Here is a 17142-nt window from a genome sequence, read left to right as displayed (position 1 = left end):
CTAGTGGAGTAAACGCTTACGTTAGGATTAACAACAGGACCAGGAAAAATAAGAACATGAAACGGCCTTATTTCCCTTAGATTCATGTTTACCGGGACAATAGCGGTATCATTTGTCCTTATTTAGCCGCTCGGGCGTAAACTGCTCCATTTCGGAAGGAATAAGGGTATTTATTACCCTTATTTTCAATCCAACCGCTGGGAAGACGTAAATAAGGGTATTTTATACCGCTATTCCTGCGCCGATGGCCGAAGCCTGACCGCGTGTGCCGTTTGGAACGCAAGCCTCGACCGCGCCTACCAATCCGGCAACGTCCTTCATTGTTGCACCCATGCTTGCATCCTCGCTTTTTTTCTAAGAAACGTAAACGTTTACTCTATTCTTCTTCAATATACCGAACCACCGCTTCAGTTGTCAATGAGAGTCGCCTATGAAACAAGTTTCTATGTCTTTGATTCGCCACAATTTGACATCATTCGACATTATTCTTCATTTCTCTCTTACCCTATATTTAGGAAAGTGCTATTCTTAAGACAGAATCCTGCATCACGTTAATGCATCATTAGAATACATACTTCGAGGAGCGTGCGTGCCCAATGCGAAACAGCAATGAAGTACTCCGAAACTTTGTCAGCTACTTCGGCAAGATGATCATCCAGGGAGCGCTGATGGGAGCCTTTGCCATTACCATCAGTTCACTGATCGCCGGCGAGCCAATCTTGACGAGTCAGCATCTCGTTTTGATGCTGTTGATCATCGTTGCCACCATCGGTTTTGGCATCAAAAATTTCCTGGCCTACGCCAAGCCTTTTAAGGAAATCGAACGATTCATTTCGCAAATTGCCGCTGGCAACCTGACGCACCGGATCCGGATGGATCAATTGGGCAGCTTGAAGCGTTTCGGCGTGCCGATGGAAGAGATGCGGGGGCATTTGGGACAACTCGTGCTCCAAGTGAAACAGACCTCAACCGAGGTCAATCACAAGATTCGCGATTTGCATGAACGCCTCCAATCGAATCGCGAACAGTTTGATCAGATCGTTGCGGCGATGGAGGTCATCGCGGCCGCCAGTAAACAGCAATACTCCGCTGCCAAGGAAAGCGCCAAAGCCGTTGAAGAGCTGGCGACGGGTATCGGTCATATCTCTGAAATCTCTCTCTCGGTCACTGAGTCTTCCAGTGGGGTTGCCTCCATGGCAGAGACGACACGGCAGGAGATGCTGGCAATGAACGAACAGATGGGCAAGATGAATCAATCCTTTCGTGTTCTCACCGAAACGATTTCGCAGTTTCTGGGACGCAGCGAGGATATCGCTACTTCTACGGATGCCATTACGGGGATTTTGCAGCAGACGCACATCCTCGCTCTGAACGCGAACATTGAAGCGGCCCGGGCCGGCGAACAAGGCCGAGGATTTGCCGTCGTCGCCACCGAAATTCGCAAGCTGGCTTCCGAGGCGAACCGCTTCGCCGAAGAGATCGGGGAATTGCTGCAGAAAGCCGAAGAGGAATCTAACCAATCGAAGTCGGCCATGGACAAGTCCCACCAGGAGATTCAAGCAGGCATCACGGTGCTGGGTAAAACTGAGACGGTGATGGACGATATTCTTACCCAGGTTGTAGAAACGATCAATACCGAAATGAGCGGGTTCTCCGCGACCGGACAGCAAATGGCGGCTGGAAGCCAGGAGGTGGCCGCAACCGTCGACGAGATGGCGCGTTCCTCCTCGGAAACCACTCGTCATATCGATAACATCGTCATGCTGACCGCGCAGATTCACGAATCCATTCAGACCATGTCCACGGACGGGGATCAACTGGAGACCCTCGGAAGAGAACTGCAAGGCACGATTGAAAGCTTCCGTTTGGATGAGTCGCGAAGCTAGGTCGCTTCAACCTGAATATAATACAACAAGGTTCGTCCTATAAGTAAGTAGATCTTATCGCAGAAATGTTGCATTTTGTGCAGGATTTGGGCGGTGGAACGGCCCGTGGAGGTGAAATGTTGCACTTTGTGCAGCATTTTGGGGGCGTATGCGAAGAAATCGGGCTGAATTGTTGCACAAACTGCAACATTCTTGCCGATTTCTTGCCCACCATCTTCTGAAAAGAAAAAATAATCGGCCAAGGCATGAACGCCCTGGCCGATTATTTTTTTTGCAAAAAGCCCCTTGTTACTAGAAGACCGGAGTTATCCGGTCGTCCTTCTTAACGGTGTGCCTTCAGGTTGTAGAAGGATTTCAAGCCGTTGTATTGAGCCAGATCAGCCAATTGGTCTTCGATGCGAAGCAATTGGTTGTATTTCGCGATACGGTCCGTACGGGAAGGAGCACCGGTTTTGATTTGGCCGGCGTTCGTTGCCACGGCGATATCGGCAATCGTGCTGTCTTCGGATTCGCCGGAACGGTGGGAGATCACTGCCGTATAACCTGCGCGTTTTGCCATTTCGATCGCGTCGAATGTTTCTGTCAACGTACCGATTTGGTTTACTTTGATCAGGATCGAGTTACCGATGCCTTCTTGGATCCCTTTGTACAGACGTTCGGTGTTGGTTACGAACAGGTCGTCACCCACGAGTTGGATTTTGTTACCCAGTTTCTCGGTCAGCAGCTTCCAACCTTCCCAATCGTCTTCGGCGCAGCCGTCTTCGATCGTGATGATCGGATATTTGTCTGCCCAAGAAGCAAGCAGGTCAACGAACTCAGCGGAAGTGAAGGATTTGCCTTCGCCTTCCAGATGGTATTTGCCGTCTTTGTAGAACTCGGTAGAAGCGACGTCCATACCCAAGAATACGTCTTTACCTGGCGTGTAGCCGGCTTTCGTGATAGCTTCCATAATCGAGGACAAAGCGTCTTCGTTGGAAGTGAAGTTTGGTGCAAAACCGCCTTCGTCGCCAACAGCCGTGTTCAGGCCTTTGGCTTTAAGTACAGATTTCAGGTTGTGGAAAATCTCCGCGCCTGTGCGAAGAGCTTCTTTGAAGGAAGGAGCGCCTACAGGCAGGATCATGAATTCTTGTACGTCTACGTTGTTGTCGGCATGCGCGCCGCCGTTCACGATGTTCATCATCGGAACAGGAAGCTGTTTCGCGTTAAATCCGCCCAGGTAAGCATACAGCGGCAGGTCCAAAGCGTCTGCAGCTGCGCGAGCAACCGCCATCGAAACGGCCAGGATCGCGTTAGCGCCCAGTTTGCCTTTGTTAGGCGTGCCGTCCAATTCGATCATCATTTTGTCGATGCCAACTTGGTCCAACGCGTCCATGCCAATCACTTCAGGAGCGATGGTTTCGTTCACGTTCTTCACGGCGTTCAATACGCCTTTGCCCAGGTAACGGGATTTGTCGTCGTCGCGAAGCTCTACAGCTTCATGCGCGCCGGTGGAAGCACCGGAAGGAACGATGGCACGGCCCATTGCGCCGGATTCGAGATAAACTTCAACTTCAACGGTAGGGTTGCCGCGGGAGTCAAGGACTTCGCGAGCGTATACGTCAGAAATAATCGTCATTAGAATACAATCTCCTTTGAGTGTTTTATAGTTATTTTATGCCTTGCGGCTGGCAATCATCGATTGACCGGTCATTTCCGGCGGCTGCGGCAAGCCCATCAAGTCGAGCAGCGTTGGAGCTACATCGGCGAGAATGCCTTTGTCGCGAAGCACGACGTTCTCATCGGTAACGATGAATGGAACCGGGTTCGTCGTATGTGCGGTAAATGGACGGCCTTGGTCGTCGGTTTCCATATCGGCATTCCCGTGGTCGGCAATAATGATGACAACTCCGCCTTTGGCTTTGACGGCGTCAACAACCTTGCCTACGCACTCATCCGTTACTTCAACCGCTTTGATCGTTGGCTCCATCATCCCGGAGTGCCCGACCATGTCCGGATTCGCGAAGTTCAAGATGATCGCGTCGTGTTGATCCGACTCGATTTCTTTGACGCAAGCTTCCGCCACTTCATAGGCGCTCATTTCCGGTTTCAAGTCGTACGTTGCGACCTTCGGCGAGTTGATCAGGACGCGTTTTTCGCCCGGAAGCTCTACATCGCGTCCGCCGCTGAAGAAGAACGTCACATGCGGGTATTTTTCCGTTTCAGCGATCCGCAATTGCTTCTTACCGTTTTGCACCAGCACTTCACCAAACGTATTGTCGAGATTCTTTGGCTTGTACGCTACATAGCCGTCAACCGATTCCGCAAACAGGGTCAAGCACACGAAGTGCAGGTCTTTCGGGAATTTCGGTCCGCGGTCGAAGCCTTGGAAATCCTTGTTCGTAAATACGTTGGACAGTTGAATGGCACGGTCTGGACGGAAGTTGAGGAAAATGACGCTGTCGCCGCTTTCCACTTGCGCGATCGGTTGGCCATGGCCATCGACAATCACGGTCGGCATCACGAATTCGTCAAATACTGATTTCTCGTACGATTCTGTTACCGCCTGAATTGGGTCCGTATATTGCGGTCCTTCCGCATACACCATGGCCCGGTACGATTTCTCGACGCGGTCCCAACGTTTGTCGCGGTCCATCGCGTAATAGCGGCCTTGCACCGTTGCGATCTTACCGACGCCAAGCTCGTTCATCTTGGCGATCAGCCGCTCCAGGAAGCCCTTCGCGCTGTCCGGAGCCACGTCGCGACCGTCAAGGAAAGCATGCACGTAAACCTCGTGCATCTCTTCCTTCTTCGCCAGCTCGAGCATGGCAAACATATGCTCAATGTGGCTATGCACGCCGCCGTCGGACAGAAGGCCGTACAGATGCAGCTTCTTGCCTTTCGATTTGGCGCTGCGCACCGCCTCTACCAGCGTTTCATTCGAGAAAAATTCGCCTTCGCGAATCGATTTAGAGATCCGGGTCAAGTCCTGGTATACAATCCGGCCGGCACCGATATTCAAGTGACCGACTTCGGAGTTCCCCATTTGACCTTCCGGCAAACCTACCGCTTCCCCGCTGGCGGTCAGCGTGGTGTTCGGGTATTGCTTCAAATAACGGTCATAGTTCGGTTTGTTCGCTTGAGCCACCGCATTGCCTTCGACTTTTTCGCGAAGACCGAACCCGTCCATGATGATCAGAGCTACTGGTTTGGGAGCCGTCATTTATTTCGCCCCCTCAACGAGCTGGATGTAAGAGTCCGGCTGCAGGCTGGCACCGCCGACGAGTGCGCCGTCGATGTCGCTTTGGCCCATATACTCCTTCACGTTCTCCGGTTTAACGCTGCCGCCGTATTGGATACGGATTTTCGCGGCCACATCGTTGCCGTACAAACCTTGAACCAGGCTGCGAATATAGGAAATCACTTCGTTCGCGTCTTGCGAAGTGGAGGATTTGCCTGTACCAATCGCCCAGATCGGTTCATAAGCAATAACGACTTGCGCCGCTTGCTCCGCAGTTAACCCTTTCAAAGCCGCTTCGGTTTGCACCTTCACGACTTCTTTCGTTTGGCCGGCTTCGCGCTCTTCCAGCTTCTCGCCGACGCAAGGAATCGGGGTCAACCCGTGTTTGAATGCGGCAAGGATCTTCTTATTCACGATTTCGTCGGTTTCGCCGAAATACGCCCGGCGCTCGGAGTGGCCGATGATGACATAGTCCACGCCAAGCTCTTTCAGCATGCGTCCGCTGACTTCACCGGTGAAGGCTCCTTCGTCTTCAAAATGCATGTTTTGCGCGCCGATTTTGATCGACGTGCCTTTTGCTGCTTCTACCAAAGCCGGAAGGTTGGTGAACGGCGCGCAGATAACGCTCTCTACGCCGGCAACCTCCGCTTTTCCTTTAACGGCTTCGAAGAAGGTTTTGGCTTCGGAAACGGTTTTGAACATTTTCCAGTTTCCGGCGATAATAGGTGTTCTCACAGAGCCCACTCCTTCACTTCTTCATAGAGGTAGTTCAAAAAACGAACTTTGATCACGATGCAACTCAAGAAGTCGATTCGACATCGAATCTTGAATTCACCCGGGCCTTCCGTTGCTCACGTAGACTCATCTACGCTCCGCTACTCAGTCCCTGACTTCATCCAACCTTCTCGGTGCTGAAAGCCCGTTATTTGAACTTTGATCTTAATATGGTAGTTCAAAAAACGAACTTTGATCTGATAAACGGTTTACTTGTCGTTCAAAGCCACGACGCCTGGAAGCGCCTTGCCTTCCATGAATTCCAGGGAAGCCCCGCCGCCCGTGGAGATGTGGTTCATTTGCGAAGCCAGGTTGAACTTCTCAGCTGCTGCTGCAGAGTCGCCGCCGCCGATGATGGTGTAGCCTTCTGTTGTTGCGCAGGCTTCAGCCACTTCTTTCGTCCCGTTTGCGAAAATATCGATTTCGAACACGCCCATCGGCCCGTTCCAAACGACCAGCTTGGAGTTCTTGATGATTTCGGCATATTTCGCACGCGTCTTCGGCCCGATGTCCACGCCTTCCCAATCTGCAGGAATGCTGTCGATATCTACCGCTTTATGGTTAGCTGTTGCGCTGAAGTCGTCAGCGACGATGCAATCAACCGGAAGCACGAAGTTCTTGCCCAGCTTCTTCGCTTTCTCGATGAAGCCAAGAGCGGCATCCAGTTTGCTGTCATCCAACAGCGATTGGCCGATTTCGTGACCTTGCGCTTTGAAGAAGGTGTAAGCCAAGCCGCCGCCAATCAACACATTGTCCGCGATGTTGAGCAAGTTGTCGATGACGTCGATTTTGTCTTTAACCTTCGACCCGCCGATAATAGCAGTGAAAGGACGATCCGGATTCGACAGTGCTTTGCCGAGAACGGACAATTCTTTCTCCATCAGCAAGCCGGATACGGCTGGCAGGTAATGAGCGATGCCTTCCGTCGAAGCGTGCGCGCGGTGTGCTGCGCCAAACGCATCGTTGACGAACAGATCAGCCAGCTCAGCGAATTGCTTCGCGAGTTCAGGATCATTCTTCTCTTCGCCCGGGTAGAAACGTACGTTTTCAAGCACCAGTACGTCGCCGTTGTTCAAGGCATTTACTTTGGCTTTCGCGGCTTCGCCTACAGCTTCGTCAGCTTTGGCTACTTCTTTGCCGAGCAGCTCGCCCAAGCGTTTCGCTGGCAGCGTCAAACGCATGTCTTCGTTGACTTGGCCTTTTGGACGGCCCAAGTGACTCGCGAGGATGACCTTTGCGCCATTTTCGATCAAGTATTTAATCGTCGGCAACGTTTCGCGGATCCGAGTGTCATCGGTAATCTTGCCATCTTGCATCGGTACATTGAAATCTACGCGGACAAACACGCGTTTGCCGGTTACTTCCACATCACGTACACTTTTCTTATTCATCTCCACGTTCCTCCTAACGGTATGCGCGGGGAAAAATGCGCATCTACGGCTTTGATTCTGTTTTCTCTCCTAAGACGCCATGAAACTTCTCTCTATTTATAAAAAAACGGTGTGTGTGTGAATGTCGTATTTCATGCAAGAACCAAAGAGGAGTCCTTAAATTAGGTTGCTCCTCTTTGGGATGAATCGATCTTTATGGGTTACTTCTTATTTTACTTTTTTCGCGAAGTATTCCAGCGTACGAACCAACTGTGCAGTGTAGGACATTTCGTTGTCGTACCACGATACGGTTTTCACCAATTGTTTGTCGCCTACGGACAATACTTTCGTTTGCGTAGCGTCGAACAAGGAACCGTAAGTGATGCCTACGATATCCGAAGATACGATTTCGTCTTCGGTGTAACCGAAAGTTTCTGGGTCAGAAGCGGCTCTCATAGCAGCGTTCACTTCGTCAACCGTAACGGTTTTCTCAAGAACAGTTACAAGCTCAGTCAAAGAACCGGTTGGTACAGGCACACGTTGAGCTGCGCCGTCGAGTTTACCTTTCAGTTCAGGGATAACCAGGCCGATGGCTTTCGCTGCGCCAGTTGTGTTAGGAATGATGTTTGCTGCAGCTGCACGAGCACGACGGAAGTCACCTTTCGCATGCGGAGCGTCCAGCGTGTTTTGGTCGCCAGTGTAGGCATGGATTGTAGTCATCAAGCCTTCTACGATGCCGAATTTGTCATTCAGCGCTTTAGCCATAGGAGCCAAGCAGTTCGTTGTGCAAGACGCGCCGGAAATAACAGTTTCCGTGCCGTCGAGGATTTCATGGTTTACGTTGTAAACAACGGTTTTCATGTCGCCGGTAGCTGGAGCGGAGATTACAACTTTCTTCGCGCCGCCTTTCAGGTGAAGCTCAGCTTTTTCTTTCGTTGTGAAGAAGCCTGTGCACTCCAGAACGATGTCAACGCCAAGCTCGCCCCAAGGCAATTCTTCAGGGTTACGGTTAGCCAGAACCTTAACTTCTTTACCGTTTACTTTGAAGAATCCGTCATGTACTTCAACGTCGCCGTCGAAGCGGCCTTGAGTTGTATCATATTTCAACAAATGAGCCAACATTTTCGCATCTGTCAGGTCATTGATTGCTACGACTTCGATACCTTCCACGTTTTGAATGCGGCGGAATGCCAAACGTCCAATACGTCCAAACCCGTTAATCCCTACTTTTACGCTCATTGAATAGTTCCTCCCAGTGTTTGATTTTTTTTATTATTCAAGACAGGCCCGAAAAAACCCGTCATGAGTAAACCCATTTATTTCCCGGATTTCTTGCTGAGCTCACGAACGATCTCTTCCGCCGCAGCTTCATCGGTCACTAGAATATCCTCATGTCCAAATCGCAATACGGCATGGATCGCTTTCGCTTTGCTCTTGCCTCCCGCGATTCCGATCACGGTCTCTGTTCGCTTGATGTCCTCGAGACGCAGGCCTAAGGTTAGCATTTTGTGCACGACGACGCCATCTTCATTAAAGTAATAACCAAATGATTCCGCTAGCGCGCCTTCCTTGCGGATTTCCTCAGCCATGCCCGGCTCCAGCTTGCGGCGCCGCGCCATCTCCATAGCGTCTCCGATCCCGTGCACCACGATACGTGCCTGGCGGATCATGTTCACGATATCTTGAATGTTCGGATCGTGAACGAGCGACTCATAAGCTTCCTTCCCCAGCAAATCGGGAACATGCAGCAGGCGATAACCTGCACCAACCCGCTTCGCCATGCCGGAAGCGATGGTGTTCGCCTGGATTTCCAGGCTCTCGCCAAGACCTCCGCGTGCTGGTACAAACCAGCTTTGCTTCATCGTGACGTTCGGCGGTGGATTCAGCTGATCCGCGACTTCCGCCAGCGTTGTGCCGCCGGTTACCGCAACCACATCATCCCCACACATGGCACCCATCAGTGCCTTGGCACCTGCACGCCCCAGCTCCCGTTTTACGAGCGGTGAGGTTTCGCAGTCTCCAGGTACAATCACCACTTTACGCAGTCCATAATGCTGACGGATCGTGTCCTCCAAATTGGAGAGCCCGAACAACTCTAGCATCATCGGTTCCAAATCCTCAATCAATCGCCGTCCTGCGTCGCTGATTCTCATGCCTATATTCTCGATTTCTATCAGGCCTTGGGCCTTCATGAGATCTGTCTCGGCACGCAACACACGCTCCGTCATGTCCAGCGAATTCGCCAAGGTTCTGCGGCCAATGACTTCAGACAACATGATCTGGTGAAGTATAGTGTACCTTTTCTTGAGAATGTCCATGAGATCAGGAAGAAGCTGCTGTTGAATCTCTAATATATTTCGCATGCTTTCCACTCCTGCAAGCTTCGTCTTCTCTCTCCATCTCCTGGTCTTAAAATGTCCCGGGTTAACTTTTTAAGTCCCACTGATATTTTAACCAATATTTAGTTCGGTTGCAAGCCTGACGTCCGTATCATTTACTTTTGCCATTTTACTTATACATGGGGCCTCTAGGAGTACGTTATCGTTCCATAAAAAAGCTCCTTCCGCGAAATATAAACGATTGATGTCGTCTACTCTCGCAAAAGGAGCATGCGTGATTCACTTCAATATAATTGCCCGTTCAAGCAAGGCTTACGCTCTAGGGATACGAAGGGACAACGCGCTCTTCGGTCCGAGCCGGAACCGGGCTTCTTGCGTTCCTGTCAGCTCCAACGCGACATTTCTCGCTTCTTCCCCATCATTAAACAGTACGACGCCAATTGAATCGTCCGTATTCCGGAAAGCCACGGAGCGAATCGCAGCCTCCTCTGCCTCAGCGGCAATCCGCACCGCCTGCGGCCGGATCACTTTGCTGAAATGAGCCAGCGCATAATAATCCAGCGTATACTCGAGCTCGCGGGTCTGCTGGTTCACCGTCACAATCCCGCGGCATGTGCTCTTCCCAAAGCCGGGGACGGTGGGCCCATTCTGCTCATCGAGCGCCATATTCCAAAGCACCAGCGATTGGCTGTGATGGCGCAAAATTTCAATTCCCGTCCGCATGACATTAGAGAACGCCGGTTCAAACGCCGGAATCCATTCTCCACCGGAGCCTTCGGTGAAATGTACCTCTTTTTCCGGATAAGCCTCCTTCACTTGGCTTTGCGCCGAAGCTTCCCCTCCATACCAATGCCAGGCCACGCCGTCGACCGCATCCGCCGCTTCCTTGAATACGGACAGTGGATAATCCGGACGATCCCAGTTGTGGTCATAAGCCAGGATCTTCGTGGTCAAGCCGCGTTTCGCAAAAGCCGGTTTCAAATAGTTTTTCACAAAATCAGTCTGCATCTCGTCCGTCATCAACATCCCCGGGTAATGTCCCGGCACATAAAGCGGTTCGTTCTGCGGCGTCACCGCATAAATCGATAAACCGTGCTCGGCGTAGGATTCTACATAACGAACGAAGTAGTTCGCATAGGCTTCATAATATTCCTTCTTCAGTTCCCCGCCGATCATCGAGCCACTCGTCTTCATCCAGCCCGGCGCGCTCCAGGGGGAGCCAAACAGCTTGATGGATGGATTCAAGGCCAGCGCTTCTTGTAAGAGTGGAATCACGTCGGCCTCGTCGTGGCGGATAGAGAACCGCCCCATTTCCGGGTCGGTCTCGCCCTCGGGTAAATCGTCGTAGCTATAGATGAACCGGGCATAATCCGAGGCACCCATCGGGTTGCGCAATACGGAAAGGCCAATCCCTTCTTCCGAGTCAAACAACTTCTTCATTAAGGATAAACGCTGCTCTTCGGTAAGCACTTGGTGGATCAAATAGGCTGCCGAATCGGTAAAAGAAGCTCCAAATCCGTCCATTGCCTGATAGCCCACGGTTTCATCCAATCGGACGGCAACATCCGATACTGCCGAATCCTGCGGCAGCAGCTGCTCTCTCGTTTTTTGGACGAAGAGAGAAGACTCTCCAGAGGAATAATAAAGTTCGAGCTCAAGCATGATGTTCCCTCCACTTCTATAATGACGCTCAGTTTACTTGAGGCCGAGCTTATCTTTATTGGCTTTCATTTTCTCCGTACGAATCTTCACGATTTGATCCCAACCGTTGTCTTCGATGAATTTCTTATAGTTGTTCAACGTACTCTCGAATTCCCCATCGTTCTTCGCACGAATCAAGCTGACCATCGTTGTGTTCCAGGTTGTGTTGATCGCCGTCAAAGAACGAGCTTCCGGAGATCCCGCGTCCGGATTGATATTTTCAAGGATGAAGTGAGGTACCAGCTTGCCTTTGCCCCACTCTTGCATTTGCTTAATGGACTCAGGGAAGGCATCGGCGCTCAGCGCTTTATGACGATCATGACCGAAGAACATGAATTCGCCCATGCGGTATTCTTTCTTGAACTTGTCGGCATCTGTCTGTTGCAATTCTTTGACTTCCGGCGTGAATTGAACCGTACCATCCGCGTTCTTCGTGTACGTCTCGCCCTCAATCCCGTAATTCATCAGCATCTGGCCTTCTTCATCCAACAGGTACGTGAAGATTTGGAGGGCTTTCGCCGGATCTTTGCATTGTTTCGTAATAAAGCTGATCATCCAGCCGGTGATGCCGGATTGGTTCAATTTCGGCGTGTTGCCTACTGTACTTTGCGGTCCGTCGATGGCCAGATAAGCTTGATCCGGATGGGCGGTGGCGAAGATTTGCAGATTGCCGCCTTGCTGCGGAGTTCCGTCAAGCAGCATCGTTGCGTATTTACCCGATTTCACCTTCTCTTCAAAGGCTGGGCCGTCATCGGCAAAGCTGTCGTCGCTGATATTGCCGGCTTGATGCACTTGATTTAGCGTCTTGAGCCAAGTCAGGTAATCTTCATCCAGGTTCCGGTTGTAGAATTCGCCGTTTTCGGTTTCCAGCGGCACGCCAAGGAAGTCTTGGAACACGTCGCCCAGGGAACCTGTTCCTTCGCCGATCGAGTTAAAACCGAAAGGAATCAGCTCCGGGAATTGGGTTTTGATTTGCTGCATCACATTTTTGAACTCCTCGGGCGTACCAATAACTGGCTTGCCCAGCGCTTCATACACGTCCTTGCGGATCACGAAGGCGGTTTTGGCCGGAATGTTACCGCTGTCATAATCGGCTTGCGTATTGGAGTAGTTCGGGTAACCGTATGTGTTGCCGTCGGCTTGCTTAAACCAGTTGAGCGTATCTTGCGCAGCCACTTTGTTGAAATAAGGGTCGTATTTCTCCGCCAGTTCGTTCAGCGGCAATGCCCAGGAAGAAGCCTTCTGTACGACGGCGGAGTTCGAATCGAACACCGTGATCAGGTCCGGCATGTCGCTTCCCGCGAAGAAAGTGTTGAGTTTCGTATCGTCGCCAGTCACAAATTTGATGTCGATATTCAAATCTTCTTTGATTTTCTTCGTGACCACATCTTTGCCGAAGTCCGTATTCCACCAATCGGCGTTGACGTACCAAGTCAGCTGGGTTGGCTCTTCCTTCTTATCCAGCTTCCATGCCGGTGTATTGGCGTCTACCGTATAACGGTTCTCCAGGGAGACGTCCCCTTTCGCAGCCTTGGAGCCGCCGCCGGAGCCGCCGCATCCCGTAACGACCAGCGCAGCAGTCAGCAAGGCGGCGCAAGCCGTGATCCCTTTTCTAGCGAGACTTTTGTTCAACTTTAACATTTGTGTACCCTCCCTTTTTTTGTAAGCACAACCAGTTCAACACGCGGTAGACGTCCTCATTCTAAGTTGCTGATTCGTTACTCCTTCACCGCCCCCAGCATCATGCCGGAGATAAAGTATCTTTGTAATAATGGATAAATCACAACAATCGGCAAAGTCGTAATCACAATTGTTGCGAGTTGAACTCCTTTGGTGGTCGTTTCAATCACGACGGAACCCGCGATGTTCTGCATCGATTGGGTCTGGGATTGAACGATGATTTCGTACAGCTTCATTTGCAGCGGATACAGATATTGATCGGTGATGTACAACTTCGTCGTCATGAAGTCGTTCCACTGATTCACGCCGTTGAATAAGGCAATGGTAGCCATGGCCGGCATCGACAACGGAATAAAGATCTTCAGGAAAATCCTCCAGTCTCCGGCACCGTCGATCTTGGCCGATTCCTCCAGGGAATCCGGCACGTTCCGGAAGAAGTTCATGAGAATCACGACGTCGTAGTAGCTGAACAAAGCCGGGATGATGTACACCCAGAAGCTGTTAAGCAAACCCAGCGATTTAATGAGCAAGTACGTCGGAATCATGCCGCCCGAGAAGAACATCGTAATGACGCCCATCGTCACGTACAGCTTGCGGCCGCGCACATTGCTCTTGCTGAGGCCGTAACCGATCATCGCGCAGAAGAATACGTGGGTAACCACGCCGATGACCGTCTTCAGGACCGAGATCAGGAACGACTGCCAAATCGTATCGTCCCGAAACACCGCCTCGTAGTTCTCCAGAGAAAATTCCTTGGGCCAGAAGACGAACCCGCCTTCCGCCAGCGATCGCCCCGAACTGAAGGAAGAAACGATGACGTTCCAGAGCGGAATGACAATGATGATTGTAAATAGAATCAGGACCGTGACATTGACGGTATCAAAAATTCGGCTGTCGAGATCCTGTTTGACCGCCTTTCGATTCATAGCTGCTGCTCCTTCCTTACAGGACAGATTGATTATCGTTGAGTTTGCTGGTCACCTTATTGGCAAACACCAACAGAATGACGGAGACGATCGAAACGCCGAGACCGACGGCGGTCGCGTAGGAGAAATCCCCTTGCGTCATCCCCATCCGGTACACGTAAGAGTTGATGACCTCGGCTTTTTCCCGGTTCTGGGAGTTGATCAGCACTAAGGTCTGGTCCAGGTTGGAGCCCAGCAGGCCGCTGACGGTCAGGATCAGGTTCAAGCTGATAATCATCTTCATGTTCGGTAAGGTGATGTTCCAAATTTGCCGGAGCCGGCTCGCCCCATCGATCTTGGCCGCCTCGTAATAGGTCGGATCAATCTTGGCCATGATGGCGAGATAGAGGATCGTCCCCCAACCCGCTTCTTTCCAGACATCGGACAACACGGCGATCCACCAATATTTGCCCGGATCCAACATGATGTTCTGAGCCTTCGAAATGATTCCCAGGTCCAGCAGCAGCTGATTGAACATGCCGGTCGTCGAGAACCAAGTGATTAACATCCCGCCAAGAACGATCCAGGATAAAAAGTGCGGGAGATAGGAAATGGTCTGTACGATTTTTTTGAACCGGCCCATGCTCAGTTCGTAAATCATGATCGCCAGGATAATCGGGATCACGAACCCGATCGCCAGTTTCAGAAAGCTGATCCCCAGCGTGTTCACCACCGAATCCCAGAAGTACCGATCGCTTGCGATAATCTTGAAGTTATCCAATCCCACCCATGGGGCGGAGCTTAGCGTATCGATGACCGTGTAGTTCTTAAAGGCGATGGTTAACCCATAAATGGGGACGTAGCAAAATATAATCATAAAAATAATCCCCGGCCAGATCATCGACTGGATTTCCCACTGCCTGCCGAAGTCGATAAAGAATTGCTTCAATCTTAATCCCACCGGTTTCTTGGCTGCCGCAGCTGACTTCGCCATTTTGCGCTCCTCTCTTTATTCCTCAGGAAGGAATAAAAACGTTTTTATTTTTATCAAAAAGTTCCCTATCGTCAGAATCTTTCAAACGCGCCCGAGCCTAGTCTCGCCTTAAACGGACATGGCTCGAGCCCCGCACGATCAGTTCACCGTCCAGTTTTTGCACCTTCCCCTGCTCCTGCTTCTTAATCATGTTCACCAAATGGTTGACGGCCAAAATCCCTTGCCGAGCAATTTGATTTCGTACGGTGGTTAGAGGCGGCGTAAAATACTGAGCGATATCGATATCGTCAAACCCGACGACGCTGATGTCCCTTGGAACTTCAAGTCCATACGAGCGCAAAGCCTTAATGCACCCGATCGCACTCAGATCGTTGCCCGCCAGAATCGCGTCCGGTATTTTGCCCGGATGTTTGTGAACAAAAGCCCGAACCGCATTATAGGTGCTCTCTTCTTCAAAATACCCCTGCACAATGAAATCCTCGTCCACCGGCAATTGATGCTCTCGTAAAGCGGCGAGGTACCCTTCCTTCCGCTGCACGCTGTCGTACATCGTATCCACGCCGGACAGGTAGGCGATTCTCTTGTGGCCCAGGCTAATCAGGTACTTAGTGGCTTCGTAAGAGGAGGCATAAGAATTGAAAATGACCGTTCCCATCGTTTCCTTCTGAATGACCCGATCGAGAAATACCGCCTTGATCTTGTCTTTCTCCATCATTGCGATATCTTGATCATCAACCCGTAATTCCTCGTAAATGATGACGCCGTCGACTCGTCGACCCATGATATTGCTAATAATGGTTTGCTTGTCGGCCGTAACCATCACGTGCAAACCGTATCCAAGCCGTTCGCTCTCACGCGCCATCGACTCGACCAGAATGTAGAAATAAGGTCCCGAGACGCTGGTCGTGAAAAAGCCGAGCATATTCGTCTTCTTCGACTTCAGCTGCTTCCCGTTTAAATTCGGAACGTAGTTCAGTTGCTTGGCAACCTTCAGCACGTGGGATTTGGTCTCCGGGTTCAGTACGTCCACGTCATTTAACGCGTTAGAAACCGTGGAGATCGAAACGCCCGCCGCTTTAGCTACATCCTTAATGGTGACTTTCCCCATCTCTCGATACACCCTATCTATAAAAACGTTTTTATATATTCATCAAGTTATCATAGAAACGCTTTCATGGCAATCCTTTTTTTGGGCCTTTTTTTGCTTTAAGGATTTCGCCTTGCGTTTTGATTTGAAATATCATATAATAATTTTTGTTCGCTAAATTTGCGCCCGTGGTCCAATGGATATGACGTAGGCCTCCGGAGCCTGAGATCGAGGTTCGATTCCTCGCGGGCGCGCCATTCTATATTTGATTTACATGAACAAGTCCTGACTTTTAGTCGATTGGACTTTTTTTATTCTCTTGAGTTTGACTTTCTTTGACTTTCTCGATTAAATTGTTTATGATGAGATTAATCTTCTTCGTTTCCGTCAATTCTTAGATTGATTGGGGCGATTTTTGCAGACTATTCCATTGGGTGGGTCGTTCCATGCGAGCGCCCTAAATTTAAGGAGGTTTTATTGGTGAGTTATATTCCTATGGTCGTTGAACAAAGCAATCGCGGCGAGCGCGCTTACGACATTTATTCCCGTCTGCTCAAGGACCGGATCATCTTCCTGGGCTCCCAGGTGAACGATGTCGTCGCCAACTCCATCATTGCCCAGATGCTGTTTCTGGACGCGGAAGATCCAACGAAGGACATCTCCCTATACATTAACAGCCCTGGCGGTTCCATTACTGCCGGTATGGCGATTTATGATACGATGCAATTCATTAAATCCGACGTCTCCACGATTTGCGTCGGGCTCGCCGCTTCGATGGGCGCTTTCCTGTTGAACGCAGGCGCACCAGGCAAACGCTATGCGCTGCCGAACAGCGAAATCATGATCCATCAGCCGCTCGGCGGAGCCGAGGGCCAAGCAACGGACATCGAAATCCGCGCCCGCCGTATCCTCAAAATGCGTGATAAGCTAAACCAAATCCTCGCCGAACGGACCGGCCAACCGCTGGATCGGATCGAGAAGGACACCGACCGCGACTACTTCATGAGCGCGGCGGAAGCGAAGGAATACGGCTTGGTCGACAAAGTCATCGAAAAAGTGGATCCAACCGCCAAAGCCTAAGGCTTAAGACGAAAGGCTGCGCTTCGAACAGAAAGTTCTGTTCGAAGGGCGGCCTTTCTTGTTATATTTATTTTTAAATAAAGCGAGGGAAGGCACCCGCCAGCCCGGC

14 protein-coding genes and 1 tRNA gene are annotated in these 17142 nt (G+C 50.9%); 3 read left to right on the top strand and 12 right to left on the bottom strand.

Features of this window, described 5'->3' with window-relative positions; genetic code table 11:
• Positions 1 to 596: 596 nt before the first annotated feature.
• On the top strand, positions 597 to 1886 hold the full coding sequence (locus MKZ15_RS01110) for a methyl-accepting chemotaxis protein (protein ID WP_339819124.1): 1290 nt from the start codon (positions 597 to 599) through the stop codon (positions 1884 to 1886).
• Here the strand turns inward: MKZ15_RS01110 and MKZ15_RS01105 are convergent.
• The 12 genes from MKZ15_RS01105 to MKZ15_RS01050 all read right to left on the bottom strand — a co-directional run bounded on the left by MKZ15_RS01105 (position 1883) and on the right by MKZ15_RS01050 (position 15974).
• The gene (locus tag MKZ15_RS01105; RefSeq protein WP_339819123.1) at positions 1883 to 2128 is read right to left on the bottom strand and encodes a hypothetical protein; all 246 of its coding nucleotides are present in this window, start codon (positions 2126 to 2128) and stop codon (positions 1883 to 1885) included. The two genes, MKZ15_RS01110 and MKZ15_RS01105, sit on opposite strands and share 4 nt — an antisense overlap.
• Positions 2129 to 2208: 80 nt before the next feature.
• A complete protein-coding gene (gene eno / locus MKZ15_RS01100; RefSeq protein WP_155606954.1) occupies positions 2209 to 3501 on the bottom strand; it encodes a phosphopyruvate hydratase in 1293 nt (430 codons plus the stop codon).
• A gap of 36 nt (positions 3502 to 3537) precedes the next feature.
• Positions 3538 to 5085, bottom strand: coding sequence for a 2,3-bisphosphoglycerate-independent phosphoglycerate mutase (gene gpmI, locus MKZ15_RS01095; protein ID WP_193417270.1), 1548 nt, complete (start codon positions 5083 to 5085; stop codon positions 3538 to 3540).
• Entirely contained in the window at positions 5086 to 5838 is a 753-nt protein-coding gene (tpiA, locus tag MKZ15_RS01090) for a triose-phosphate isomerase (protein WP_193417271.1), read from the bottom strand. It lies immediately after the preceding gene.
• A gap of 248 nt (positions 5839 to 6086) precedes the next feature.
• Positions 6087 to 7268 carry a phosphoglycerate kinase gene (locus MKZ15_RS01085; protein ID WP_155606952.1) on the bottom strand — a complete coding sequence of 394 codons (1182 nt, stop codon included), beginning with the start codon at positions 7266 to 7268 and terminating at the stop codon, positions 6087 to 6089.
• A gap of 207 nt (positions 7269 to 7475) precedes the next feature.
• Positions 7476 to 8486: a type I glyceraldehyde-3-phosphate dehydrogenase gene (gap, locus tag MKZ15_RS01080; protein WP_339819118.1), complete on the bottom strand. Its 1011-nt coding sequence runs from the start codon at positions 8484 to 8486 to the stop codon at positions 7476 to 7478.
• 77 nt (positions 8487 to 8563) lie between these two features.
• Positions 8564 to 9610 (bottom strand): sugar-binding domain-containing protein, encoded by a 1047-nt coding sequence (locus MKZ15_RS01075; RefSeq protein WP_155606950.1) that lies wholly within the window; start codon positions 9608 to 9610, stop codon positions 8564 to 8566.
• A 288-nt stretch (positions 9611 to 9898) separates the two neighbouring features.
• A complete protein-coding gene (locus MKZ15_RS01070) occupies positions 9899 to 11248 on the bottom strand; it encodes a glycoside hydrolase family 30 beta sandwich domain-containing protein (protein WP_339819114.1) in 1350 nt (449 codons plus the stop codon).
• 33 nt (positions 11249 to 11281) lie between these two features.
• Positions 11282 to 12928 (bottom strand): sugar ABC transporter substrate-binding protein, encoded by a 1647-nt coding sequence (locus tag MKZ15_RS01065; protein WP_339819112.1) that lies wholly within the window; start codon positions 12926 to 12928, stop codon positions 11282 to 11284.
• A gap of 77 nt (positions 12929 to 13005) precedes the next feature.
• A complete protein-coding gene (locus MKZ15_RS01060) occupies positions 13006 to 13893 on the bottom strand; it encodes a carbohydrate ABC transporter permease (protein WP_339819110.1) in 888 nt (295 codons plus the stop codon).
• A 16-nt stretch (positions 13894 to 13909) separates the two neighbouring features.
• Positions 13910 to 14866, bottom strand: a complete 957-nt coding sequence (locus MKZ15_RS01055; protein ID WP_339819108.1) for an ABC transporter permease subunit — start codon at positions 14864 to 14866, stop codon at positions 13910 to 13912.
• A gap of 97 nt (positions 14867 to 14963) precedes the next feature.
• Positions 14964 to 15974, bottom strand: coding sequence for a LacI family DNA-binding transcriptional regulator (locus MKZ15_RS01050; RefSeq protein WP_155606945.1), 1011 nt, complete (start codon positions 15972 to 15974; stop codon positions 14964 to 14966).
• A 161-nt stretch (positions 15975 to 16135) separates the two neighbouring features.
• Here MKZ15_RS01050 and MKZ15_RS01045 point away from each other — a divergent pair.
• Positions 16136 to 16210 (top strand) — tRNA-Arg (locus MKZ15_RS01045).
• A 223-nt stretch (positions 16211 to 16433) separates the two neighbouring features.
• Positions 16434 to 17033, top strand: a complete 600-nt coding sequence (clpP, locus tag MKZ15_RS01040) for an ATP-dependent Clp endopeptidase proteolytic subunit ClpP (RefSeq protein WP_280516406.1) — start codon at positions 16434 to 16436, stop codon at positions 17031 to 17033.
• Positions 17034 to 17142: the final 109 nt, after the last annotated feature.

Origin of the sequence: Paenibacillus sp. FSL R7-0216, assembly GCF_037969915.1 — a bacterium.
Lineage (GTDB): Bacteria > Bacillota > Bacilli > Paenibacillales > Paenibacillaceae > Fontibacillus > Fontibacillus rhizolycopersici.
Note: the sequence above shows the minus strand (reverse complement) of the source record. Positions and strands in the feature narration are given on the sequence as shown.

What these genes read in the sequence shown, in the direction of transcription:
- MKZ15_RS01110 (WP_339819124.1), top strand. Translation starts at nt 597, where the DNA reads ATGCGAAACAGCAATGAAGTACTCCGAAACTTTGTCAGCTACTTCGGC.
- eno (WP_155606954.1), bottom strand. Translation starts at nt 3,501, where the DNA reads ATGACGATTATTTCTGACGTATACGCTCGCGAAGTCCTTGACTCCCGC.
- gpmI (WP_193417270.1), bottom strand. Translation starts at nt 5,085, where the DNA reads ATGACGGCTCCCAAACCAGTAGCTCTGATCATCATGGACGGGTTCGGT.
- MKZ15_RS01085 (WP_155606952.1), bottom strand. Translation starts at nt 7,268, where the DNA reads ATGAATAAGAAAAGTGTACGTGATGTGGAAGTAACCGGCAAACGCGTG.
- gap (WP_339819118.1), bottom strand. Translation starts at nt 8,486, where the DNA reads ATGAGCGTAAAAGTAGGGATTAACGGGTTTGGACGTATTGGACGTTTG.
- MKZ15_RS01075 (WP_155606950.1), bottom strand. Translation starts at nt 9,610, where the DNA reads ATGCGAAATATATTAGAGATTCAACAGCAGCTTCTTCCTGATCTCATG.
- MKZ15_RS01070 (WP_339819114.1), bottom strand. Translation starts at nt 11,248, where the DNA reads ATGCTTGAGCTCGAACTTTATTATTCCTCTGGAGAGTCTTCTCTCTTC.
- MKZ15_RS01065 (WP_339819112.1), bottom strand. Translation starts at nt 12,928, where the DNA reads ATGTTAAAGTTGAACAAAAGTCTCGCTAGAAAAGGGATCACGGCTTGC.
- MKZ15_RS01060 (WP_339819110.1), bottom strand. Translation starts at nt 13,893, where the DNA reads ATGAATCGAAAGGCGGTCAAACAGGATCTCGACAGCCGAATTTTTGAT.
- MKZ15_RS01055 (WP_339819108.1), bottom strand. Translation starts at nt 14,866, where the DNA reads ATGGCGAAGTCAGCTGCGGCAGCCAAGAAACCGGTGGGATTAAGATTG.
- MKZ15_RS01050 (WP_155606945.1), bottom strand. Translation starts at nt 15,974, where the DNA reads ATGGGGAAAGTCACCATTAAGGATGTAGCTAAAGCGGCGGGCGTTTCG.